General features: G+C 72.0%; 21 protein-coding genes and 2 tRNA genes. 15 read left to right on the forward strand and 8 right to left on the reverse strand.

Annotated elements, in window-relative coordinates; genetic code table 11:
• The first annotated feature begins 38 nt into the window (after window positions 1-38).
• The 3 genes from ACZ4NT_RS09750 to ACZ4NT_RS09760 all read left to right on the forward strand — a co-directional run bounded on the left by ACZ4NT_RS09750 (window position 39) and on the right by ACZ4NT_RS09760 (window position 2991).
• A tRNA-Met gene (locus ACZ4NT_RS09750) sits at window positions 39-112 on the forward strand.
• Between the two features lie 370 nt (window positions 113-482).
• Window positions 483-2297: a tetratricopeptide repeat protein gene (locus ACZ4NT_RS09755; RefSeq protein ID WP_467724554.1), complete on the forward strand. Its 1815-nt coding sequence runs from the start codon at window positions 483-485 to the stop codon at window positions 2295-2297.
• Between the two features lie 620 nt (window positions 2298-2917).
• A tRNA-Met gene (locus ACZ4NT_RS09760) sits at window positions 2918-2991 on the forward strand.
• A 135-nt stretch (window positions 2992-3126) separates the two neighbouring features.
• Here the strand turns inward: ACZ4NT_RS09760 and ACZ4NT_RS09765 are convergent.
• Window positions 3127-3543: a Fur family transcriptional regulator gene (locus ACZ4NT_RS09765; protein WP_467724556.1), complete on the reverse strand. Its 417-nt coding sequence runs from the start codon at window positions 3541-3543 to the stop codon at window positions 3127-3129.
• A gap of 127 nt (window positions 3544-3670) precedes the next feature.
• Here ACZ4NT_RS09765 and ACZ4NT_RS09770 point away from each other — a divergent pair, with 127 nt between their 5' ends.
• A complete protein-coding gene (locus tag ACZ4NT_RS09770) occupies window positions 3671-5137 on the forward strand; it encodes a catalase (protein WP_121405874.1) in 1467 nt (488 codons plus the stop codon).
• 82 nt (window positions 5138-5219) lie between these two features.
• On the opposite strand, the gene ACZ4NT_RS09775 is transcribed toward ACZ4NT_RS09770, so the two are convergent.
• Both ACZ4NT_RS09775 and hisN read right to left on the reverse strand, forming a co-directional pair.
• The gene (locus ACZ4NT_RS09775; RefSeq protein WP_121405875.1) at window positions 5220-5612 is read right to left on the reverse strand and encodes a CBS domain-containing protein; all 393 of its coding nucleotides are present in this window, start codon (window positions 5610-5612) and stop codon (window positions 5220-5222) included.
• 203 nt (window positions 5613-5815) lie between these two features.
• Window positions 5816-6616 (reverse strand): histidinol-phosphatase, encoded by an 801-nt coding sequence (hisN, locus tag ACZ4NT_RS09780; protein ID WP_467724559.1) that lies wholly within the window; start codon window positions 6614-6616, stop codon window positions 5816-5818.
• Window positions 6617-6887: 271 nt separating this feature from the next.
• On the opposite strand from hisN, the gene ACZ4NT_RS09785 reads away from it, so the two are divergent.
• Window positions 6888-7511 (forward strand): TetR/AcrR family transcriptional regulator, encoded by a 624-nt coding sequence (locus tag ACZ4NT_RS09785; RefSeq protein WP_121405877.1) that lies wholly within the window; start codon window positions 6888-6890, stop codon window positions 7509-7511.
• Window positions 7512-7569: 58 nt separating this feature from the next.
• Here ACZ4NT_RS09785 and ACZ4NT_RS09790 read toward each other — a convergent pair whose 3' ends face one another.
• The 4 genes from ACZ4NT_RS09790 to ACZ4NT_RS09805 all read right to left on the reverse strand — a co-directional run bounded on the left by ACZ4NT_RS09790 (window position 7570) and on the right by ACZ4NT_RS09805 (window position 11335).
• Entirely contained in the window at window positions 7570-7893 is a 324-nt protein-coding gene (locus ACZ4NT_RS09790; protein WP_121405878.1) for a DMT family transporter, read from the reverse strand.
• 216 nt (window positions 7894-8109) lie between these two features.
• On the reverse strand, window positions 8110-9120 hold the full coding sequence (gene rsgA, locus ACZ4NT_RS09795; protein ID WP_121405879.1) for a ribosome small subunit-dependent GTPase A: 1011 nt from the start codon (window positions 9118-9120) through the stop codon (window positions 8110-8112).
• A gap of 16 nt (window positions 9121-9136) precedes the next feature.
• Window positions 9137-10477 carry a 3-phosphoshikimate 1-carboxyvinyltransferase gene (aroA, locus tag ACZ4NT_RS09800; protein ID WP_467724562.1) on the reverse strand — a complete coding sequence of 447 codons (1341 nt, stop codon included), beginning with the start codon at window positions 10475-10477 and terminating at the stop codon, window positions 9137-9139.
• A 135-nt stretch (window positions 10478-10612) separates the two neighbouring features.
• On the reverse strand, window positions 10613-11335 hold the full coding sequence (locus tag ACZ4NT_RS09805) for a M50 family metallopeptidase (RefSeq protein WP_121405881.1): 723 nt from the start codon (window positions 11333-11335) through the stop codon (window positions 10613-10615).
• Window positions 11336-11385: 50 nt separating this feature from the next.
• Between ACZ4NT_RS09805 and ACZ4NT_RS09810 the strand changes: the two genes are divergently transcribed.
• From ACZ4NT_RS09810 to ACZ4NT_RS09855, 10 genes are all read left to right on the forward strand, one after another.
• Window positions 11386-12225, forward strand: a complete 840-nt coding sequence (locus ACZ4NT_RS09810) for an SOS response-associated peptidase (RefSeq protein ID WP_121405882.1) — start codon at window positions 11386-11388, stop codon at window positions 12223-12225.
• Window position 12226: 1 nt separating this feature from the next.
• Entirely contained in the window at window positions 12227-12871 is a 645-nt protein-coding gene (locus tag ACZ4NT_RS09815) for an alpha/beta hydrolase family protein (protein WP_467724564.1), read from the forward strand.
• A gap of 278 nt (window positions 12872-13149) precedes the next feature.
• Window positions 13150-13842: an RNA polymerase sigma factor SigR gene (gene sigR, locus ACZ4NT_RS09820; protein ID WP_220784178.1), complete on the forward strand. Its 693-nt coding sequence runs from the start codon at window positions 13150-13152 to the stop codon at window positions 13840-13842.
• Window positions 13839-14141 (forward strand): mycothiol system anti-sigma-R factor, encoded by a 303-nt coding sequence (rsrA, locus tag ACZ4NT_RS09825; RefSeq protein WP_121405884.1) that lies wholly within the window; start codon window positions 13839-13841, stop codon window positions 14139-14141. Before sigR ends, rsrA begins: the two co-directional genes overlap by 4 nt.
• A 162-nt stretch (window positions 14142-14303) precedes the next feature.
• On the forward strand, window positions 14304-15683 hold the full coding sequence (locus tag ACZ4NT_RS09830) for an HD-GYP domain-containing protein (RefSeq protein WP_121405885.1): 1380 nt from the start codon (window positions 14304-14306) through the stop codon (window positions 15681-15683).
• Window positions 15680-16951, forward strand: coding sequence for an HD domain-containing protein (locus ACZ4NT_RS09835; protein WP_121405886.1), 1272 nt, complete (start codon window positions 15680-15682; stop codon window positions 16949-16951). The genes ACZ4NT_RS09830 and ACZ4NT_RS09835 overlap by 4 nt, the downstream gene beginning before the upstream one ends.
• A gap of 153 nt (window positions 16952-17104) precedes the next feature.
• Entirely contained in the window at window positions 17105-18085 is a 981-nt protein-coding gene (locus tag ACZ4NT_RS09840) for a hypothetical protein (protein ID WP_121405887.1), read from the forward strand.
• A 79-nt stretch (window positions 18086-18164) separates the two neighbouring features.
• Complete coding sequence (gene def, locus ACZ4NT_RS09845) at window positions 18165-18815, forward strand: peptide deformylase (RefSeq protein ID WP_121405888.1); 651 nt, start codon at window positions 18165-18167, stop codon at window positions 18813-18815.
• A 371-nt stretch (window positions 18816-19186) separates the two neighbouring features.
• Entirely contained in the window at window positions 19187-20272 is a 1086-nt protein-coding gene (gene cyc1 / locus ACZ4NT_RS09850) for an epi-isozizaene synthase (RefSeq protein WP_121406428.1), read from the forward strand.
• Window positions 20269-21639, forward strand: a complete 1371-nt coding sequence (locus ACZ4NT_RS09855) for a bifunctional albaflavenone monooxygenase/terpene synthase (protein WP_121405889.1) — start codon at window positions 20269-20271, stop codon at window positions 21637-21639. The genes cyc1 and ACZ4NT_RS09855 overlap by 4 nt, the downstream gene beginning before the upstream one ends.
• Before the next feature lie 46 nt (window positions 21640-21685).
• On the opposite strand, the gene ACZ4NT_RS09860 is transcribed toward ACZ4NT_RS09855, so the two are convergent.
• Window positions 21686-22648 carry a GlxA family transcriptional regulator gene (locus ACZ4NT_RS09860; RefSeq protein ID WP_467724569.1) on the reverse strand — a complete coding sequence of 321 codons (963 nt, stop codon included), beginning with the start codon at window positions 22646-22648 and terminating at the stop codon, window positions 21686-21688.
• Between the last annotated feature and the right edge of the window lie 39 nt (window positions 22649-22687).

A 22687-nucleotide genomic window follows, 5' to 3' on the forward strand; every position in this document is an offset into this window, starting at 1 on the left:
AGCCCTCCCCGCGCCGTGGTACGGTTGCAACACAACGGCGCGGGGTGGAGCAGCTCGGTAGCTCGCTGGGCTCATAACCCAGAGGTCGCAGGTTCAAATCCTGTCCCCGCTACTGAAAGGCGAAGGCCCGGATCCTATGGATCCGGGCCTTCGCTGTGTGTGCGTGGGGGTCGCGGGAGGCGGGGGAAGTGGGCGTATGGCCGGATGCGCGGACGTACGCGTGCCCGGTGGACCGCGGGGCGGACTCGCCTGGACGTGTGGACGATCATCGCGGGCTTGTGCGGGTACCCGGTGGACGCGCGTGCGGAAGACGCGGACGTGCGTGCGGAGTTGGAAAACGACGCGCGCGAAGACCGTTGCCTGCGCGGTGAGTTGGCCGATCTGTGTTTGACTTGTCTCTCTGTGGGCATGTCGACAAAACGCTGAAGTGACCTCACTGACTGCGGTATACCAGGTGTACCCAGGTTGCAGGTGGTGCGACGATGGACGTTATGGGGGACAAGGCAACTCTGTTGGAGACAGGGCGTTTTGTGCAGCCCTCCGACCGGGACGAAACCGGCGAGGCTGTCGAGGAGGCACGTCAACGGCTCGCCGCCGAAGCCGGCGACGTCGAGGCGATGAGCGTCCTCGGAGCCATGCTGCTGCGCCGTGGCGACCTCGACGGAGCCGAGCCTCAGCTGCGCGCCGCCACCGCCGCCGGTGACCGCGCCGCCGCCAACAACCTGGGTGTCCTCCTGCATCAGCGCGGGTACGCCGACGAGGCCGCGGGCTGGTGGCGGATCGCCGCCGTCGCGGGATCCGCGGCCGCCGCGCACGCGCTCGGACGGCACCACCGGGAGCGGGGCGACGAGCCCGCCGCCGAGTACTGGCTGCGCCAGGCCGCCGAGCAGGGCCACGCCCTCGGCGCGTACGCGCTCGCGGATCTCCTGGAGCACCGCAGCGACGCCGACGCGGAGCGCTGGATGCGGGCCGCCGCCGAGCGCGGGCACCGCGAGGCCGCGTACCGGCTGGCGCGCACCCTCGACCGCAAGGCCGCGGACGCGGGCGAGGCCGGCGCGGACAACGGTGTCATCGGGGCCGGCGGCGAGGAGGCCGCGCAGTGGTACCGGCAGGCCGCCGCGCGCGGGCACCGCCGGGCCGCGCTGCACCTCGGGGCGATCCTGGAGAAGCGCGGCGACCTCAAGGAGGCCGGACGCTGGTATCTGACGTCCGCCAAGGACGGCGAGGCGCGTGCCGCGTGCGCGCTCGGCTTCCTGCTGCGCGACGCGGGGGACACCGAGAGCGCCGCCGTATGGTGGCTGCGGGCCGCCCAGGACGGCGACGGCAACGCGGCCAACGCCCTGGGCGCGCTGCACGCCGAGCGCGGCGAGCACCAGACCGCCGAGCGCTGGTACCGGGCGGCCATGGATGCCGGTGACGTGAACGGCGCGTACAACCTGGGCCTGCTCTGCGCCGAGCAGGGGCGTACGGCGCAGGCCGAGCAGTGGTATCGGCGGGCCGCCTACGCCGGGCACCGGGAGGCGGCCAACGCGCTGGCCATCCTGCTGCTCCAGGTCGGCGACGCGGCCGGGGCCGAGCCCTGGTTCTCCAAGGCCGCGGAGGCCGGCAGTGTGGACGCCGCGTTCAACCTCGGCATCCTGCACGCGGGGCGGGGCGGTGCCGAGGAGGACGCCGCCGCGCTGCGGTGGTACGAGCGGGCGGCCGCGGCCGGGCACACCGAGGCGGCGCTCCAGGTCGCCATCGCCCGTCTGCGCGAAGGGGACGAGTCGGCCGCCGAGCGGCATCTGCGGTGCGCCGCGGGGGGCGGCAGCGCGGAGGCCGCGTACCGGCTCGCCGCCGTGCTGGACGCACGGCGCCCGCCCGCGCCCGCGCACGAGCTGGGGGAGCCGGCGCACGAGAAGACCGAGTGCGAGGAGTGGTACGAGCGGGCGGCCTCCCAGGGGCACCGGCGGGCGCAGGTGCGGGTCGGGATGCTGGCCGCGGCACGGGGGGACGTCGTGGAGGCGGCCCGCTGGTACCGCGAGGCGGCGGAGGCCGGGTCGCGGAACGGCGCGTTCAATCTCGGGCTGCTGCTGGCCCGGGAGGGCAGCGAGCCCGAGGCCGCATTGTGGTGGAAGCGGGCGGCCGATGCGGGGCACGGGCGGGCCGCGTTGCGGCTTGCGCTCGTCTACGCGCGTCGTGGGGAGCTTGCGGAGGGCCAGCGGTGGGCGGACCGGGCGGTGTCGCTGGGGCCGGTGGAGGTGTCCGAGCGGGCGGCCCGGCTGCGGGACGCGTTGCGGCAGGAGCTGACGGCGTGAGGCCCGGTCCGGTCGGCCCCACCGCCCCTGCGTGTCCCGTTCCCTGAAGGGCCACCCCCTGGACGGACCTCGCGGGGTCTCGGTCCCCGGCCCATGCCGGGCCCTGGCGGTCCCGACTCCGACCCCACTGCCCGGGATCGCGGTCCCGTCCCCGCCCGGTGCCCGGGCTGGCGGTCCCGTCTCCGCTCCGGTGCCCGGGCTGGCGGTCCCGTCTCCGCTCCGGTGCCCGGGATCGCGGTCCCGTCCCCGCCCGGTGCCCGGGCTGGCGGTCCCGTCCCCCGCCTCTGTGCCGACCTGGCGGTCCCGGTGCCCGGGCTGGCGGCCGACCCCGGCTCTCGTGTCCAGGGCTCGGTCGCGTCCCTGACCCCGGTGCCCGGGCTGGCGGTCTCGTCTCCGACCCCGTCCCCGGCCCGGGAGGTCCCGCACCCCGTGCCGTACCCCCGTGCCGGACCCGCCGTTCCGGCCTCGCGGCCGCGTCCTCGGACGCCGGACGGGCCGGAACAGGTCGGCCTCGGGCCGCGTCCTCGGACGCCGGACGGGCCGGAACGGGTCGGAGCGGGCCGGCGTGAAGAAGCGATTTGCATGCGTCCGCGTGCTTGACGTAGTGTTCATCTCACCAACGCGGGGTGGAGCAGCTCGGTAGCTCGCTGGGCTCATAACCCAGAGGTCGCAGGTTCAAATCCTGTCCCCGCTACTGAAGGCCGAAGGCCCGGAACCAATGGTTCCGGGCCTTCGGCGTGTGCGCGGTCCCGCCGCAGGCGGGGAGCGGATCCCGTTCGCGGAAAAGCCCCGGCACCATCGGTGCCGGGGCTTTTCCGCGAGGGCCGGGTCAGGCGGCCACGCAGTTCGGGCAGACGCCGCGGTACGTCACCTCGACGTCCGAGACCGTGAAGCCGAAGCGCTCCGAGTCGGGGAGGTCGGCGAGCGGGTTGCCGCCCGGGTGGACGTCCTTGATCGCGCCGCACTGGGCGCACACCAGGTGGTGGTGCGGCCGGTGGGCGTTCGGGTCGTACCGCTTGGCGCGCTTGTCCGTGGCCACTTCCAGCACCTCGCCGAGCGAGACCAGCTCACCCAGCGTGTTGTACACGGTGGCCCGGGAGATCTCGGGCAGCTTCGCGACGGCCCGCGCGTGCACCTCGTCGGCCGTCAGATGGACGTGGTCGCCGTCGAGGACCTCGGCGACGACACGTCGCTGCGCGGTCATACGCCAGCCGCGTCCGCGCAGTCGTTCCAGTAGGTCACTCATGCGGACCAGCCTAACAGCAGCCGGAACCAGATCGCGAACAGGTGTGACTTTGGAAGCTTGCTTGACTTAGACAATGTCCATTGTAGGATCGAGCCCGGCATTGGCCGAGGGGCAGGACCGGACAGGTATGACGCAGGAGGCGCACGTGACGCAGGGACCGCTTACGACGGAGGCCGGCGCGCCGGTCGCCGACAACCAGAACAGCGAGACCGCGGGCGTCGGCGGGCCCGTCCTCGTCCAGGACCAGCTGCTGCTGGAGAAGCTCGCGCACTTCAACCGCGAGCGCATTCCGGAGCGTGTCGTGCACGCCCGCGGCGCCGGCGCCTACGGCACCTTCACGCTCACCCGGGACGTCTCGCAGTGGACGCGGGCGAAGTTCCTCTCCGAGGTCGGCAAGCAGACCGAGACCTTCCTGCGCTTCTCCACGGTCGCCGGCAACCTCGGCTCCGCCGACGCGGTGCGCGACCCGCGTGGCTGGGCGCTGAAGTTCTACACCGAGGAGGGCAACTACGACCTCGTCGGCAACAACACCCCGGTGTTCTTCATCAAGGACGCCATCAAGTTCCCGGACTTCATCCACACCCAGAAGCGCGACCCGTACACGGGCTCGCAGGAGGCGGACAACGTCTGGGACTTCTGGGGGCTCAGCCCCGAGAGCACCCACCAGGTGACCTGGCTGTTCGGCGACCGCGGCATCCCGGCGTCGTACCGCCACATGAACGGGTACGGCTCGCACACGTACCAGTGGAACAACGAGGCCGGCGAGGCCTTCTGGGTCAAGTACCACTTCAAGACCGACCAGGGCATCAAGAACCTGACGACCGAGGAGGCCGTGCAGGTCTCCGGTCTGGACCCCGACTCGCACCAGCGCGATCTGCGTGAGGCGATCGAGCGCGGTGAGTTCCCGTCCTGGACCGTGCAGGTGCAGATCATGCCCGCGGCCGAGGCGGCCGCCTACCGCTTCAACCCGTTCGACCTCACCAAGGTGTGGCCGCACGAGGACTACCCGCCGATCGAGATCGGCAGGCTGGAGCTCAACCGCAACCCGGAGAACGTCTTCGCCGAGGTGGAGCAGTCGGTCTTCAGCCCGGCCCACTTCGTGCCCGGCATCGGTCCGTCCCCGGACAAGATGCTCCAGGGCCGGCTCTTCGCGTACGGCGACGCCCACCGCTACCGCGTCGGCATCAACGCCGACCACCTGCCGGTGAACCGCCCGCACGCCACCGAGGCGCGCACCAACTCCCGTGACGGCTTCCTGTACGACGGCCGCCACAAGGGCGCGAAGAACTACGAGCCGAACAGCTTCGGCGGCCCGTTCCAGACGGACCGTCCGCTGTGGCAGCCGGTGGCGGTCACCGGTGTGACGGGCAACAGTGAGGCGCCCGTCCACGCCGAGGACAACGATTTCGTGCAGGCGGGCAACCTCTACCGCCTGATGTCCGAGGACGAGAAGGGCCGCCTGGTCGACAATCTGGCGGGCTTCATCGCCAAGGTCTCGCGCGACGACATCGCCGAGCGCGCGATCAACAACTTCCGTCAGGCCGACGGAGACTTCGGCAAGCGGCTGGAGGCCGCGGTCCAGGCCCTGCGCTGAATCACCAGCGCTGGAACGCTTGTCGTAGGGAACGGGCCGGGCCCCTGTACGGGGGTCCGGCCCGCTCGCGTCACGGAAGGCCTCAGGCCGGGGCGTGCTGCCTGGCCGGGGCCCAGCAGCGGATGATGTCGCGGACCGAGACGATCCCCACCGGTCCGGTGGCGTCGAGCACGATCAGATGGCGGAAGCCGCCGTGTGACATGGCGGCCGCGGCGTCCTCCAGGGTCCAGGCGGGAGCGGCGAAGACGACGTCGTTCGTGGTGTGGGTGCCGGCGGTCTCGGTGTCCGGGTCCTGGCCGAGGGCCACCGAGTTGAGGATGTCGCGTTCGGTCAGGATGCCGAGGCCACTGGCCTCCTCGTCGAGGACGACGGCAGCGCCGACGCGGCGCGCCGACATCAGCCGGGCCGCCTGGCGCAGGGTGTGGGTCGGGCCGATGGTGAGGACCACCGTGCTCATGGCGTCGCGGACGAGCATGGGATGGAGCCACCTCCTTGGTGAACCGCCAACGAGAAGCGATTCACAAGTTCACAAGTGGGGGACTCTCAGAGTCGCAGTTAAAGGGAGGGTCAACAAGAGGGCGCGGGAGGCGAGTTCAGGGGCGCTCACGGATCACAGTGGCGCTCCGGTATCGCAGGGAAGCCCCCTGAACCCTGGGGCAACGCGGGTGCGGGCGTCCGTCAGTAGCGCTGGTTGAGATAGCCCAGCATCTCGTCGTGCAGGATGCCGTTCGAGGCGGCGGCGTTGCCGCTGTGCGGGCCGGGGCGACCGTCGAGACCGGTGAAGGAGCCGCCCGCCTCGGTGACGACGATGGCGTTGGCCGCCATGTCCCAGAGCGACAGCTCGGGTTCGGCGCAGATGTCGACCGAACCCTCGGCGACCATCATGTACGGCCAGAAGTCGCCGTAACCACGGGTGCGCCAGACGGCCTTCGTGAGGTCGAGGAACCCGTCGAGGCGGCCCTGGTCCTCCCAGCCGGACAGCGACGAGTACGCGAACGAGGCGTCGGCCATGCGCGAGACGCCGGAGACGTGCAGCCGGGTCGCGGCGGAGAGGCTGCGGCCGGAGAACGCGCCGTGTCCCTTCGCGGCCCACCAGCGGCGGCCGAGCGCGGGCGCGGAGACCACGCCGACGACGGGCTGGTAACCGCCCTCGCCGGCCTCCATCAGGGAGATGAGCGTGGCCCAGACGGGCACGCCGCGCACGTAGTTCTTGGTGCCGTCGATCGGGTCGATCACCCAGCGGCGGGGACCGGTGCCCTCGATGCCGTACTCCTCGCCGAGGATCGCGTCGCGCGGCCGGGCGCGCTGGAGCTGGCCGCGGATGACCTCCTCGGCGGCCTTGTCCGCCTCGCTCACCGGCGTCATGTCCGGCTTGGTCTCCACCTTGAGGTCGAGTGCCTTGAACCGGCCCATGGTCGCCGCGTCGGCGGCGTCCGCCAGGACATGGGCGAGGCGCAGGTCATCGCGATAGTCGGGCATGACAGAACCGTATCTGCCCGGGTCGTCCCGGGGCCACACGGGCCCGGCCCGTCCCGGCACCCGGCTCCGTACCGCCACAGCACCTCGCCGGGATCACCCCGACGCCCCCGCGGACGCCGGGTCCGCGCCGCCGCCCCGCCCCGGCGGGCCGCCGTGGACGTGGCGCGCGCGGCGGACGCGCACGCCCCCTCGGCACCGCCGCGAACCCTTGACAGTGCTCTCGCGCGCGTCAAATGTGAGTCGCAGAGCCGGTCGCCCCTGGGAGGCGAAGATGCCTGCAGCGCGGGAATCCCTACTGGAAGCCGCCTACACGGCGCTCGCACGCCGTCCGTGGTCCACCGTGCGCATGGTGGACGTCGCGGCCGTGGCGGGGGTGTCCCGTCAGACGCTCTACAACGAGTTCGGCAGCAAGGAGGGGCTGGCGCGCGCCCTGGTCCGCCGGGAGGCCGACGGCTATCTCGCGGGCGTCGAACGTGCCCTGGCCGGCCATGCCGACCCGCGCGAGCGGCTGGTCGCGACCGCCGAATGGACCGCCGCCACGGCCCGCGGCAACGCGCTGGTACGGGCCATGCTGACCGGCTGCTGGAGCGAACGGCTGCCGTCGCCGACGCTCTCTGCGGTGCCCTCGTCGTCCGCGGTGCCGGCGCAGCGCCGAGCGGACGGTCCGCTGCCCTCGCCCGCCGATCTGGTGGGCCTGGTGCGGGACCGGGCCGTCGCCGCCCTCTCCGGGCCCGGCACCAGCCGGGCGGACGTCTCCGAACTGGCCCGTTCCTGCGAGCTGGTCGTGCGGCTCACCTTGTCCTGCGTGGCGGCGCCGCCGGGCGCCGGGGGAGTCGCCGACCTGGTGAAGGCCGCGCTGGCACCACCGCACCGGGTCCTGGGGGCCACGTCCTGAGTGCCCGTGAACCTCCGGCGGCCCGGCCCCGGTTGCGGGCCGGCACCGTACGGGGGGGTCAGTGCGTGGAACCCGACAGCTGGAGTCCGATCACGCCGATGATCACGAAGCTGATCGAGACGATCTTCAGGGTGGACACCAGGTCGTCGAGGAAGATCATCCCGTAGATGGCGGTGCCGGCGGCGCCGATGCCGGTCCACACCGCGTACGCCGGACCGACGTCGAGCTTCTTCAGGGAGAGCGTCAGCAGACCGAAACTGCCGAGCGCGAAGATGGAGAACGCGACCGTCGGCCAGAGCCGGGTGAAGCCGTGCGAGAGCTTCAGGCAGACGGCGAAGCCCGTCTCCAGAAGGCCCGCCACTACGACCAGCAGCCACGCCATGTCTTGTCCTCCCGCGTACCACGTCGACTGCTCAGCCTGGCTCGGATCGGGCTCGGTGCGATTATGCCCTTACCGACGTGCCGTGGACGCAAACAACGCGGAGGTCAGCGGCGTTCCGCCGCAAGCGCTCGGGAGGAGCGGCGCGACCCCGGCGGCGCCCCGGCCGGCCGCCCCCCGGCACACGGTCGCCCGCCCGCGTGCCGCACCGCACGCCGGTCAGTCGCCCTCGTGCCGTTCCCGGGTGGCGAGCAGCCGGCGCAGCGAGTAGAGGCGGGCCGGGTCCGCGTGACCGTCGGCGACCCACTGGTCCAGCGCGCAGTCCGGCTCGTCGTGGCTGCACGCCCGCGGGCAGCCCTCGGTGCCGGGCTCCAGGTCGGGGAAGGCCTTGATCACCCGGGACGGGTCCACGTGGTGCAGTCCGAAGGACCGCACCCCCGGGGTGTCGACGACCCATCCGGCCGACCCGGGCAGCGGGATCGCGCGCGCCGAGGTGGTGGTGTGCCGGCCGCGCCCGGTGACGGCGTTGACCACCCCGGTGCTGCGCCGCCGGTCGAGGGAGACCAGGGCGTTGACCAGGGTCGTCTTGCCGACGCCCGAGTGCCCGACGAATGCCGTGATCTTGCCGTCGAGCTGTTTGCGCACCCGCTCCACGGCCTCGCCGTTCTCCAGTTCCGTACGGCTGGTCACGACGTAGGGGACACCCAACGTCCCGTAGAGCTCCAGGAGTTCGTCGGGCGAGGCGAGGTCCGACTTGGTGAGGACGAGCAGCGGCTCCAGACCGCCGTCGTACGCCGCCACCAGGCAGCGGTCGATCAGTCGTGGGCGGGGCTCGGGGTCGGCCAGGGCCGTGACGATCGCGAGCTGGTCGGCGTTGGCGACGACCACGCGCTCGTAGGGATCGTCGTCGTCGGCGGTCCGGCGCAGCACGGAGCCGCGCGGCTCGATGCGGACGATGCGGGCGAGGGTGTCCTTCTCCCCGGAGAGGTCCCCCACGATCGCCACCCGGTCGCCCACGACGGCGGCCTTGCGCCCCAGTTCGCGGGCCTTCATCGCGGTGACCAGGCGGTCCTCGACGAGGCAGGTGAGCCGGCCCCGGTCGACCGTGACGACCATGCCCTCGACCGCTTCCTCGTGCTTGGGCCGGATGTTCGTACGCGGCCGGTTGCCCTTGCGGTTGGGGCGGCTGCGGATGTCGTCCTCGTCGGTGTGCTTGCCGTAGCGGCGCATGATCCCAGTCCGCCCGTCAGTTCCCGAGCATTCCGGTCCACAGGTCGGGGAAGTCCGGGAGGGTCTTCGCCGTCGTCCCCACGTTCTCGATGGCGACCCCCTCCACGGCGAGGCCGATGATCGCGCCCGCGGTGGCCATGCGGTGGTCGTCGTAGGTGTGGAAGACACCGCCGTGCAGCGGGCACGGGCGGATGTGGAGGCCGTCGGCGGTCTCCGTGACGTCACCGCCGAGTTCGTTGATCTCCTTGGTGAGCGCGGCCAGCCGGTCCGTCTCGTGCAGGCGCAGGTGCGCCACGCCGCGCAGGGTGGAGGGGGAGTCCGCGAGGGCGGCGACCGCGGCGATGCCGGGGGTCAGCTCGCCGACCTCGCCGAGGTCCACGTCGATGCCGTGAATCGCACCCGATCCGGTGAATTCCAGACCCCGGTCGGTCAGTTCGCAGGAACCGCCCATCTCGGTGAAGATCTCCCGCAGCCGGTCGCCGGGCTGGGTGGTGTGCTCGGGCCAGTCGGGGATGAGGACCTTGCCGCCGGTCACCAGGGCCGCCGCGAGGAACGGCTGGGCGTTGGAGAGGTCGGGCTCGACGGTCAGGTCGCGGCCGAGCAGGGCGCCCGGCGTGACCCGCCAGACGTTCGGCTCGCCGCCCGACTCGGGGGTGTCCACCTGGGCGCCGACCGTGCGCAGCATGTCGACCGTCATCCGGATGTGCGGCATCGAGGGGAGCCGCGAGCCGGTGTGCCGGACCTCCACGCCCTGGTTGAAGCGCGGGCCCGACAGCAGCAGGGCGGAGACGAACTGCGACGAGGACGACGCGTCGATCTCCACCGGGCCGCCGTCCAGGGCGCCGCCGCCGTGCACGGTCAGCGGCAGCGCGCCGCGGCCGTCGTCGTCGATCCGGGCGCCGAGCACGCGCAGGGCGTCGATCACGCCGTTCAGCGGGCGCTCGTAGGACCGCGGGTCGCCGTCGAAGCGGATGGGACCGTCGGCCAGCGCGGCGACCGGCGGCAGGAAGCGCATGACCGTGCCCGCGTTGCCGACGTCGACCGTGGCCGGGCCGCGCAGGCCGGAGGGGATGATCCGCCAGGCCTCGCCCGTGCCGTCGGAGCCGACGGCGACGGTGGAGCTGGAGGAGACCGTTTCCTCGATGCCGACGCCCATCGCGCGCAGTGCCCCGGCCATCAGCAGGGTGTCCCGCGAGCGCAGCGGGCGGCGCAGCCAGCCGGGCTCGGAGGCGAGGGCGGCCAGCACGAGAGCCCGGTTGGTGACCGACTTCGACCCCGGTACGTGGACCGTCGCGTCGACGGCTCCGCTCGCGTGCGGGGCGGGCCAGAGGGCGGTGTGCGCGGGGTTAACGGTCATGCCCCCACTTTAGTGGTTTCCGATGGGCGGAGATCTTGATCAAAAGCGGCGAAATCCGAGCGAAACAGAGCGGTGGTAAGAACCGGTCGCGCCTGTGCCGCCCGCCGGCGCGGCGGGCCGTCGTGCGGGGTGGGCTCACACGTCGAGGAGCCAGCGTCCGCCGCCGATCAGGGAGCACAGGGACACCGCGTGGAACAGGAACAGCCACAGTCCGGCCGGCACGTGCGTGAGCCGGGACAGCTGGTCCGCGTCGGAGTCGCCCGCGTTGCCGCGCCGGCGCTTGGCCTGGAGTTCGAAGGCCGGCCGGACCCCGCCCAGCAGCAGGAACCAGACCACCGCGTACGCGAACGCCGCCTGCACCTGGGGCCCGGCCAGCCAGGACACCACCAGGAACGTGCCGCCGGTGAGCAGCACCGTGAGGGCGCCGTAGGCGTTGCGGATCATCACCAGCATCGCCACCAGCAGGACGGTGGCCAGCCACAGCAGCGCGGTGATGTGCCCGGCGGCCAGCAGCGCGGCGCCGCCGAGCCCGAGCAGCGGCGGCGCGGTGTAGCCGGCGGCCGCCGTCAGGATCATGCCGAGTCCGGTCGGCTTGCCGCGGCTGACGGTGAGGCCGCTGGTGTCCGAGTGCAGGCGTATGCCGCTCAGGCTGCGGCCGGTGAGCAGCGCGACCAGGCCGTGTCCGCCCTCGTGGGCGATGGTGATCGCGTTGCGCGAGAGCCGCCAGAGGACGTGCGGGACGACCACGGCGACGGCGGCGGCCAGGGTGGCGATCACCACCCAGACGTCCGGGTCCGGCTGGCTGCCGAACACCTGGTCCCAGAGCCCGGCCAACGAGGCGGATGCGGTGCTGTCCATGGTCGGCGATGGCTCCCTCTGGTGTCGCGGAATCTGGCAGTGTGGCACGTATGTGCGGACGGTATGCAGCGAGTCGTGGGCCCGAGGATCTCGCAGGAGTCTTCGAGATCGAGAAGTGGGAGCCCGAGGAGGCACTCGCACCCGACTTCAACGTGGCCCCGACCAAGGAGGTCTATGCCGTCCTCGACCGTCCGGTTAAGGACGCCGACGCGGCCGCCGCCAGTTCCGCCGCGCCGGGCCGGCCCGTCCGCCAGCTGCGGAGGCTGAAGTGGGGTCTGGTCCCGTCCTGGGCCAGGACGCCCGAGGGCGGCGCGCGGATGATCAACGCCCGCGCCGAGACCGTGCACGAGAAGCCGTCCTTCCGCCGGGCCTTCGCCGCCCGGCGCTGCATCATCCCCGCGGACGGCTATTACGAGTGGGTGACCGGGTCCGCCGAGCGGGAGCTGGAGGTCGAGGGCAGGAAGAAGCGCCCGCGCAAGCAGCCGTACTTCGTGACGCCCGCGGACGGCTCCGTCTTCGCGATGGCCGGCCTGTACGAGTTCTGGCGCGACCGGACGCTCCCCGACGACCATCCGGGCGCCTGGTGGGTGACGTGCTCCGTCATCACCACGGAGGCGGAGACGGCCCCGCTCGCCGTCGCGCCCCCCGAGGGCCCGCACGCCCTGGCCGACATCCACCCTCGGATGCCCCTGATGCTCACCCCGGACCGCTGGGACGCCTGGCTCGACCCGGCGCGCACCGACGCCGAGGACGTCCGCGCCCTGCTCGCGCCGCCGCCCTCCGGACTGATGCGCGCCTACCCCGTCTCCACCGCCGTCAGCAACGTGCGCAACAACGGCCCGGAGCTGCTGAAGGAACTGGACGGCCCCGAAGAGGGCACACTCTTCTGATGTGACGGACGCGACACATGTGACCGAGACGGTCGAGACGGACACCGGCACGGCCCGGGTGACCTGGCACCTCCCGCCGCGGCCCCGGCTCGTGCTCGCCCTGAGCCACGGCGCGGGCGGCGGGATCGAGGCGCGGGACCTGCAGGCGCTGGCACGGGTACTGCCCGGGCACGGAGTCGGCGTGGCCCTCGTGGAGCAGCCCTGGCGGGTGGCCGGCAAGAAGCTGGCTCCCGCGCCGAAGACGCTGGACGCGGGATGGCGCGGACTGTGGCCGGCACTGCTCGTGCCGGGCGTGCCGGTGGTCGCGGGCGGCCGCAGCGCCGGGGCCCGGGTCGCCTGCCGTACGGCGCGCGAACTGGGCGCCCACGCCGTGCTCGGGCTGAGTTTCCCGCTGCACCCGCCGGGCAGGCCCGAGAAGTCCCGCGCCGACGAACTGCTCGCCGCCGGCGTGCCCACCCTCGTCGTGCAGGGCGGCAACGACCCGTTCGGCAGACCCGCGGAGTTCCCGGACGGGCCGTACGACCTCGTCGAGGTGCCGCACGGCGATCACGGCTTCGCCGTACCCAAGCGCGCGCCGCTCGGCCAGGACGAGGCGCTCGGGATCCTCACCGACGGGACGGCGAAGTGGCTCTCGTCACTCGGGTGAACGGACGTGACGCATCCGGCACGCCCGCGGGAATGCCGACCGGCGGAGCGCTGTTGTCCGGATCAGACAGCACGCAGCAGTGCTCGCCGTTCGTACGAGAGGAAGTCCGCCGCATGGGTTCGACCATCTGCCCGAGCCGTCGCAGCGCCGCTGACCTGGACTGGTCGGTTCTGCATGCGGCAAAGACCGCCCCTATTCGGGCGGCGGGCGGACCGGATCGTCGTCTATCCTCCGATTCGAGTGGGACCGGTTTCGGTTCCGCCACGTCGCTGGAGGAGGTGGGTCCGGTCACTGGGACCGACGCAGGGACCGAACACGGCCAGGCGGAGCAGCCCGAGGGCCAGGGCACGAGCGACGCGTCGGCGGAAACGTCCGCCGAGCGCACCGCGCGCTTCGAGCGGGACGCGCTCGAATTCCTCGACCAGATGTACTCGGCGGCGCTGCGCATGACGCGCAACCCGGCCGACGCGGAAGACCTGGTGCAGGAGACCTACGCGAAGGCGTACGCGTCCTTCCACCAGTTCCGCGAGGGCACCAACCTCAAGGCGTGGCTCTACCGCATCCTGACGAACACCTTCATCAACTCGTACCGCAAGAAGCAGCGCGAACCCCAGCGCAGCGCGGCCGAGGAGATCGAGGACTGGCAGCTGGCGCGTGCGGAGTCGCACATGTCGACGGGTCTGCGCTCCGCCGAGTCGCAGGCGCTCGACCACCTGCCCGACTCGGACGTGAAGTCGGCACTGCAGGCGATCCCCGAGGAGTTCCGCATCGCCGTCTATCTCGCGGACGTCGAGGGCTTTGCGTACAAGGAGATCGCGGACATCATGGGGACACCCATCGGAACGGTGATGTCCCGGCTGCACCGGGGCCGTCGCCAACTGCGCGGCATGCTCGAGGACTACGCGCGTGACCGCGGACTGGTCCCGGCCGGCGCCGGAGAGTCGAACGAAGCGAAAGGCTCGGGCTCATGAGCTGCGGAGAGCCGCACGAGACGGATTGCAGTGAGGTCCTCGACCATCTCTACGAGTTCCTCGACCACGAGATGCCGGACGCGGACTGCACCAAGTTCGAGGTGCACTTCGAGGAGTGCTCCCCCTGCCTGGAGAAGTACGGCCTCGAACAGGCCGTGAAGAAGCTGGTCAAGCGGTGCTGCGGGCAGGACGACGTGCCGACCGACCTGCGGGCCAAGGTCATGGGCCGCATCGACCTGATCCGCTCCGGTCAGACGGTCCCCGAGCACGACGTGACCGCGACCGCCCCGGAGTCCTGACCCGGCTCGCGCGAACTCCCCGCCGGGAGGCGCCCGTCGGTCACTCCGTCACCCGAACGTGCTAATCCGCGGGCTCCGGGCCCGCGGATTGGGCCATTGCCCCCCACGCGCCGACTCCTCCGCTCTAGGCTCCGGAAGCCTGAGCAGGGGAGGGGGCAGGGGATGGGGTCGATTCCGGCGCGGGCCCGGGTCCACGTGTCCTGTGTCGTCGTCGGTGCCGCGCTCTGCCTCGCTCCGCTCCCGGACCTCCGCACGCCCTGGTGGGAGGTCGCCCTGCTCGCCGGGCTGTACGCCGCCTGCGAGCAGCTCACGCGCTGCCGCTTCGTCGGCCACCGCGCGCCCCGGGGGATGGGCACCTTCTTCCCCGTCCTGCTGGCCGGGGCCTTTCTGCTGCCGCCCGCGGCAGCCGCGCTCGTCGCCCTGCCGGGCGCGCTCCTCTCCCGCGTCGAACAGCGCCCGCGCCGGCTGCGCCGGATCTGGCGCGCGGCCCGGCTCGTCGTCGGGATCTGGGCGGCGGCCCGGGTGCACTGGTCGCTCGGCGGACGGGATGCGGTCGTGGCGCCCGACTTCCCCTACGCGCTCGTGCCCGCCTCCGCGGCGGTCCTGGCCTTCTGCCTGGTCCTGACCGTCCTGGACGGCGGGATCCTGGCCACCGCCGAGCGGGTGCCGGCGCGCACCGCCTGGCGCGGGCTCTTCCTGCGCTCCCTCGCCCCGGTCACCGTGCACGGACTCGCCGGACTGATGATGGCGGTTCTGTGGCGCAGCCCCTACGGACCGGTCGCCGCGCTGCTCGTGCTGCTGCCGATGTACATCTCCTGCTGGGTGTTCGCCCAGTACCACCGCGAGCAGGCCGCCCACCAGGCCACCATCCGGGCGCTCGTGCAGGCCGTCGACATCAAGGACGGCTACACCCGCGGGCACAGCGAGCGGGTCGGGCAGGCGTCCATGATGATCGCCCGTGAACTGGGCATGGACGACGAACGCGTCGAGTGCCTGCGGTTCGCGGGAATCCTGCACGACGTCGGCAAACTCGGCGTGCCCACCCGGCTGTTGCGCAAGGACGGGCCGCTGACCCCGGAGGAGCGCCGGATCATCGAGCTGCACCCCGAGTACGGGCACGAGATGGTGCGCGGGATCGGGTTCCTCGGCGAGGCGCGGTCGGCCATCCTGCACCACCACGAGCGACTGGACGGGAGCGGCTACCCGTACGGGCTGGCGGGCCGGCAGATCCCGGAGTTCGCGCGGGTGGTGGCCGTGGCCGACGCCTTCGACGCGATGACGTCGACCCGGTCCTACCGGCGGGCCCGGCCGGTGCCGGCCGCGCTGGCGGAGCTGGAGAACTGCGCCGGGGCACAGTTCGACCCGCAGATGGTGACCGCCCTGGTACGGGCCCTGCGCCGGCACGGCTGGCACCCGGTGGTCACCGCGGACGCCGCCGGCACCACCGTGCCGCAGCCGCGCGGCGGGGCCCGCCCGCCCGCGGCACCCGTGCCCGGCGCGGCGCGAGAGCGCCGGGACCCGGCCGGCGGGAGGGCCTCGTGAGTGCCGTGGGGCAGGGCGCCGCCCGTGCGGCGCGGCCCCCGCTCGCCCTCACGTCCGTGCACGCCTGCGCCGTCCTGCTCGCCCTGGGATGCCTCGCCGACACGCTCTGGCACGGCCTCGACGAGCGGGGCGTCGCCCTGGCCTTCGGCGTGCTCGTCGCCGTCGGTGAACTGTCCCGGTGGAGCGGGGCCGAGGAGCGGGAGTCCGCGCCGCTGGGGGCCGCCGGCGCGCTCGCGTACGCGCTGCTGGGCGAGAACGGCGGCGGCCCCACCCACCACGACCCCCAGCAGATCGTCGCCGTCGTGGTCGCGGCCGCACTCGTCGGCTGCGTCCCGCACGTCGCGCGGGGCCGGGGGCCGACCCTCGACCACCTCACCCGGCGGGTGCTCACGGTCGGGTTCGCCGCCGTCTGCTTCCAGCCGCTCTACAACGAGGGCAGGCTGAGCGAGTGGAACGGCCCGGCCTACGCCCTGCTGCTGGTGGCCCTGCTGGTGCTGACCGCCCTGTGCGACGCCGTGCTGGCGGCGGCCATGGCGCACGCGCGCACGGGCTGGCCGTTCGGGCCCCTGCTGCGGGACGAGCTGCGGGCCACGCTCGGCATCGGGTCGGCCGTCTGCGCCACCGGCGCGGTGATGTCCCTCGCCGTCGCGGTCGTCGGCCTCTGGGCGCTGCCCGTCTTCTCCCTGCCGCTGCTGCTCACCCAGCTGTCCTTCCGGCGCTACGCGGCGGTGCGGACGACCTACCGGCAGACCATCGCCTCCCTCGCGCGCGCCACCGAGATCGCCGGGTACACGCCCGCCGGGCACGCGCGCCGCGTGGCCGCGCTCAGCCGTGCCGTGGGGCGGGAGCTGGGCCTCTCCGAGCCCGACCTGACCGTGTTGGAGTACGCGGCCCTGATGCACGACATCGGACAGCTCAGCCTCGTCGACCCGGTGCCCGCGGGCGCCACCGCCGTCCTCCCGCGTGACGAGCAGCGGCGGATAGCGCTGCTGGGCGGCGCCGTGGTGCGCCAGACCGGTGTGGACGCCGAGGTCGCGGTGGTCGTGGAGCGGCAGGCCGACCCCTACCGGGACCAGCCGGTCACCGCACGGATCGTCCGCGCGGTGAACGCATACGAGGAGATGGCCCGGGAAGCAGGGCCGGGTGGGCCCCTCACCGCGCTGGAGAAACTGCGCCTGGGCACCGCCCGGGACTACCAGCCGGAGGTCGTGGAGTCGCTGGCCCGGGTCCTGTCCCGGCCCGGTCTGACCTTGCCCCGGGCTGGGTAACCCATGGGTAATGAGCGGCCGTCCGACGGTACGTGGTTGGATGCGAGGAAGAGGGTGTTCGGGGGCACCGGCCGGCCCTGGGCCGCATGGTCCTCAAGGGACTCTTCAAGTGACCAGCAGGCGGGAATCGCAAGGAACTGGCAGGCGGGAATCGTGAGGATCTTCGGCAAGGGACGACACCGGCCCTCCGCCTCATGGCGGCAGGCCACCGACCGCGCGTTCACGCTGATCGGCGACGGCCGTTACGAGGACGCGGGAGCGCTGCTGACGCGCGCCGCGGACCTGGAGCCCTGGCTGTCGGAGTCCTGGTTCAACCTGGCGCTGCTGCACAAGTTCCGCCACGACTGGGAGCAGGCGCGGGCGGCCGGACTGCGCGCCGTCGCGCTGCTCGACCGCGAGGCGGGCGCACCTGACTGGTGGAACGTGGGCATCGCGGCCACCGCGCTCCAGGACTGGCCGCTGGCCCGGCGTGCCTGGCAGGCGTACGGCCTGCGGGTGCCCGGCGGTGCCGCCGTCTCCGGCGAGCCGGTGGGCATGGACCTGGGCAGTGCCGCCGTACGGCTGTCGCCGGAGGGCGAGGCCGAGGTGGTGTGGGGGCGGAGGCTGGACCCCGCCCGGATCGAGGTGCTGTCCATTCCGCTGCCGTCCTCCGGGCGGCGCTGGGGCGAGGTCGTGCTGCACGACGGGGTGCCGCACGGCGAGCGGACGACGGCGGCCGGGCACTCCTACCCCGTCTTCGACGAGATCGAGCTGTGGGCGCCCTCGCCCGTGCCGACCTGGGTCGTGCTGCTGGAGGCGGCCACCGAGGACGACCGGGACGCACTGGAGCGGCTCGCCGCCGACGCGGGCTTCGCCGCCGAGGACTGGTCGTCGTCCGTCCGGCTGCTGTGCCGGATGTGCTCCGAGTCACGGATGCCCTCCGACGAGGGCGACGGCGAGCACCTGGACCCGCACGACCACAGCGAACCGGGGCATCCGGGGCCGCTGGGGCACGTCACCGACGGGCAGCTGTGGGTTCCCGAACGCGAGTGCGGACTCGCGGCGCCCGCCTCGCTCGTCCGGGGGCTGCTCGACGGCTGGGTCGCGGACAGCCCGGACTCCCGGGACTGGCGGGACCTCGAAGAGGTCTGTTAGCGCAAAGGCCCGCGACGCGCCCCTTTAGGCTGTACCCGCAGAATTTCTCTCCCGGTTGCAGGAAAGGCGTACGTCGGTCATGGCGCAGCAGGACACCGATCAGCAGCACGCGGGCGTGCTCCCCGTGGACGACGAGGGCTTCGTCATCGACACCGAGGACTGCGAGGAGCGTGAGACCGCCTACCGCGAGCCCGGCACCTCGCGGCCGATCACGGTCGTCGGCAACCCGGTGCTGCACAAGGAGTGCAAGGACGTCACCGAGTTCGGGGCCGAGCTGCAGCAGCTGGTCTCCGACATGTTCGCCAGCCAGCGCACCGCCGAGGGCGTGGGCCTGGCCGCCAACCAGATCGGTGTGGACCTGAAGGTCTTCGTGTACGACTGCATGGACGACGAGGGCCGGCGGCACGTCGGCGTCGTCTGCAATCCCGAGATCGTCGAGCTGCCCGCCGAGCTGCGCCGGCTGGACGACAGCAACGAGGGCTGCCTCTCGGTGCCGACCGCGTACGCACCGCTCGCCCGCCCCGACTACGCCGAGGTCACCGGGCAGGACGAGAAGGGCAACCCGATCCGGGTGCGCGGTACGGGCTACTTCGCCCGCTGCCTCCAGCACGAGACGGACCACCTCTACGGCTACCTCTACATCGACCGGCTCTCCAAGCGCGAGCGCAAGGACGCGCTGCGGCAGATGGCCGAGAACGAGCCCCGCTACCCGGTCGTGGCGAACGACTGAGCGGCCCCGGTGGCGGTCCCCGACGTTCCGGCGCCTGGCCGGGACGGGTCGGTGAACGGCTGGGACTGAAAATGACAGAAGGGGTTCACGGTCTCTCGTGAGCTCCGCCGGACGGCGTCCGGCCGGGCACCCGCCCGGCCAGGCGCCGTTCGTGTGTGCGTCGCACGTTCGATCCCTTGTGCTCCTCCTGCGATCCGAAACCAGTCACACAAGGGGAGATTCTCGGCACCTTGGGGGAGTGAGTGGAGCAAATCCGTTCCCAGAACGGTCAGTTGTGGTGCTGAATAGGAAGTGCGGGGATACGCAACGGCGCGCGCCCGGCACAGCGGGGAGAGGCGTAGCGCCAACAGGCGGCTGAGAGGGGTTTGTTCGTGCATGCTTTCTCACACGGCACTTCATCGACACCGACCGCGGTCGCGGTGCCACCGGCGCTCTCTCTTCCGGTGATCGAGGCCGCGTTTCCCCGTCAACTGCACCCGTATTGGCCCCGTCTGCAGGAGAAGACCCGGGCCTGGCTCCTCGAAAAGCGGCTCATGCCGGCGGACAAGGTCGCAGAATATGCCGACGGACTGTGCTACACGGACCTCATGGCGGGCTTCTACATAGGCGCGCCGGACGAGGTGCTCCAGGCGATAGCGGACTACAGCGCGTGGTTCTTCGTCTGGGACGACCGTCACGACCGCGACATCGTCCACGGCCGCCCGGCGGCCTGGCGCCGGCTCAGGTTCCGGCTGCACGCGGCACTCGACTCCCCGCGGGACCACCTGCACCATCAGGACCCGTTGGTCGCGGCGTTCGCCGACAGCATGGTCCGCCTGTACGCGTTCCTGGGCGACCAGTGGAACGCCCGCTTCGCCGGACACTTCCACGCGGTCATCGAGGCGTACGACAGGGAATTCCGCAACCGTACGTCGGGAAGGGTGCCGACGGTCGAGGAATATCTTGAACTCCGGCGGCTCACCTTCGCCCACTGGATCTGGACGGATCTGCTGGAGCCGAGCGCGGGATGTGAACTTCCCGCCGCTGTGCGGGAAAACCCGGCATTTGCGCGGGCAGCCCTGCTCTGCCAAGAATTCGCGGCCTGGTACAACGACCTCTGTTCACTGCCCAAGGAGATAGCGGGTGATGAAGTCCACAATCTTGGAATAAGCCTCATCCAGCACGAGGGGCTGACCCTCGAAGAGGCGGTCACGGAAGTTCGCCGACGGGTGGAGGAATGCATTTCAGAATTCCTTGCCGTCGAAAAGGACGTGGAACGGCTCGCCGACTCCCTCGCGGACGGGACCGTGCGGGGAAAGGAACTGAGCGTCGCCGTGAAGGCCTGTCTCTCCAATATGCGGAACTGGTTCAGCTCCGTGTACTGGTTCCACCACGAGTCCGGCCGGTACATGGTCGACAGCTGGGACGACCGCGCCACGCCCCCGTACGTCAACAACGAAGCGGCAGGTGAGAAATGACCGTCGAGTCCGTACGGCCCGCGGCACCCCGGGTGCCGGAGCTGTCCATCCCGCCTCTGGCCGGCGGGGGCATTCCGGGTCTCGGTCACGGCTGGAAACTGGCCCGCGACCCACTGGGCTTCCTGGCCCGGCTGCGCGACCACGGCGACGTCGTCCGGCTCAAGCTGGGCCCCAAGACGGTGTACGCGGTCACCACGCCGGCCCTCACCGGGGAACTGGCGCTCAGCCCCGACTACGAGATAGGCGGCCCGCTCTGGGAGTCCCTCGAAGGGCTGCTGGGCAAGAACGGGGTCGCGACCGCCAACGGCCCGCTGCACCGGCGGCAACGCCGGACGATCCAGCCCGCGTTCCGGGCGGACATCATCCACGAGTACGCGTCGGTGATGGAGGAGGAGGCGCGCGCGTTCGCGGACCGCTGGGCGTCCGGCCGACCGGTCGACTGCACCTCCGAATCCTTCCGGGTGGCCGTGCGCATCGCGGCCCGCTGCCTGCTGCGCGGGCAGTTCATGGACGAGCGTGCCGAGCGGCTGAGCATCGCGCTCACGACGGTGTTCCGCGGTATGTACCAGCGCATGGTCATCCCGGCGGGGCCCCTCTATCGGCTGCCCCTTCCGGCCAATCGAAAATTCGACCGGGCCTTGGCTGATTTGCACCTTCTGGTCGACGAGATCATCGCCGAACGCCGTGCATCTGGTCAAAAGCCGGACGATTTGCTGACGGCATTGCTGGAAGCGAAGGACGACAACGGGGAGCCCATCAGCGAGCAGGAGGTCCACGACCAAGTCGTCGCGATACTCACCCCCGGAAGCGAAACCATCGCATCCACGATCATGTGGCTCCTGCACGTCCTCACGGCACACCCGGAACAGGCGGCCAAGGTGAGTGCGGAGGTCAAATCCGTCGCAGGGGACCGGCCCGTCGCATTCGAGGACGTCCGAAAGCTGACGCACACCAACAATGTCGTCGTCGAGACGATGCGGCTGCGTCCCGCCGTATGGATATTGACGCGGCGGGCGGTGACCGAAACCGAGCTCGGCGGCTATCGCATTCCGGCCGGTGCCGACATCGTGTACAGCCCGTACGCGATCCAGCGCGACCCCCTCTCGTACGAGCGGCACCTGGATTTCGACCCCGACCGCTGGCTTCCCGAGCGCTCCAAGGACCTGCCGAAGTACGCGATGCGCCCGTTCAGCGTGGGCAACCGGAAGTGCCCGAGCGACCACCTCTCGATGGCCCAGCTCAGCATCATCACGGCGACGGTGGCGTCCAGGTGGCGGTTCGAGCAGGTCGCCGAGTCCAACGATGCGACGCGCGTCGGCATCACCCTGCGGCCGCACGGGCTGGTGCTGAAGGCCGTACCGCGCTGAGCCGAGGCTCCGGGTGCGCCCTCGGGGGAGGGCGCACCCCTCGGTCTCAGGCAGCCCGCGGGCCGCGGAACGCCCGGCGGTAGGCGCCCGGGGTGGTGCCGAGACTCCGCATGAACTGATGGCGCAGCGCCGCCGCGTTGCCGAAGCCGGTCCGGCCGGCGATCGCGTCCATCGTCTCGTCTGTCGCCTCCAGCAACTCCTGTGCCAGCAAAACGCGTTGGCGCAGCAGCCAGCGGTACGGCGTGGTGCCGGTCTCCTGCTGGAAACGGCGCGCGAAGGTGCGCGGGGACATGTGCGCGCGGGCCGCGAGTTGTTCGACCGTCACCTCCTTGTCGAGGTGGCGCTCCATCCAGACGAGCACGTCGCCGACCGTGTCGCACTGCGAGCGGGGGAGCGGCCGCTCGATGAATTGGGCCTGTCCGCCGTCCCGGTGCGGGGGCACCACCATGCGGCGCGCGATGGCGTTGGCGACCTCCGGGCCGTGCTCCTGGCGCACGAGGTGCAGGCAGGCGTCGATACCGGCCGCGGTGCCCGCCGAGGTGATCACCGACCCCTCGTCGACGTACAGCACGTCCGGCTCCACGAGTGCCCGCGGGTACTGGCGGGCCAGGGCGTCCGCGTGGTGCCAGTGCACGGCGCAGCGCCGGCCGTCCAGCAGCCCGGCCGCTCCGAGCACGAAGACGCCGGAGCACACGCTGAGCACCCGGGCGCCCCGGTCGACGGCCCGGCGCAGCGCGGCGAGCAGGTCCTCCGGGTAGGAGCGGGCGGCGTAGGAGTCGCCGGCCGGCACCACGACGAGGTCGGCCTCCTCCAGCCGCTCCAGGCCGTGCTCGGTCCGCAGCGTGAACCCGGCGTGGGTGTCCAGCGTGGCGCCCTCCGCCGAGGCGACCGCGAAGTCGTACACGGGGAGGCCCTCGTCGCTGCGGTCGAGCCCGAACACCTCGCAGACCACGCCGAGTTCGAAGGGGTGCACACCGTCCAGCAGGACCACGGCCACGTTTTTCAGCATGCTGCCAGTGTGCCCGCACTGTGGCAGTAATTCGAGGGT

It is taken from the genome of Streptomyces sp. NPDC026417 (assembly GCF_055567695.1).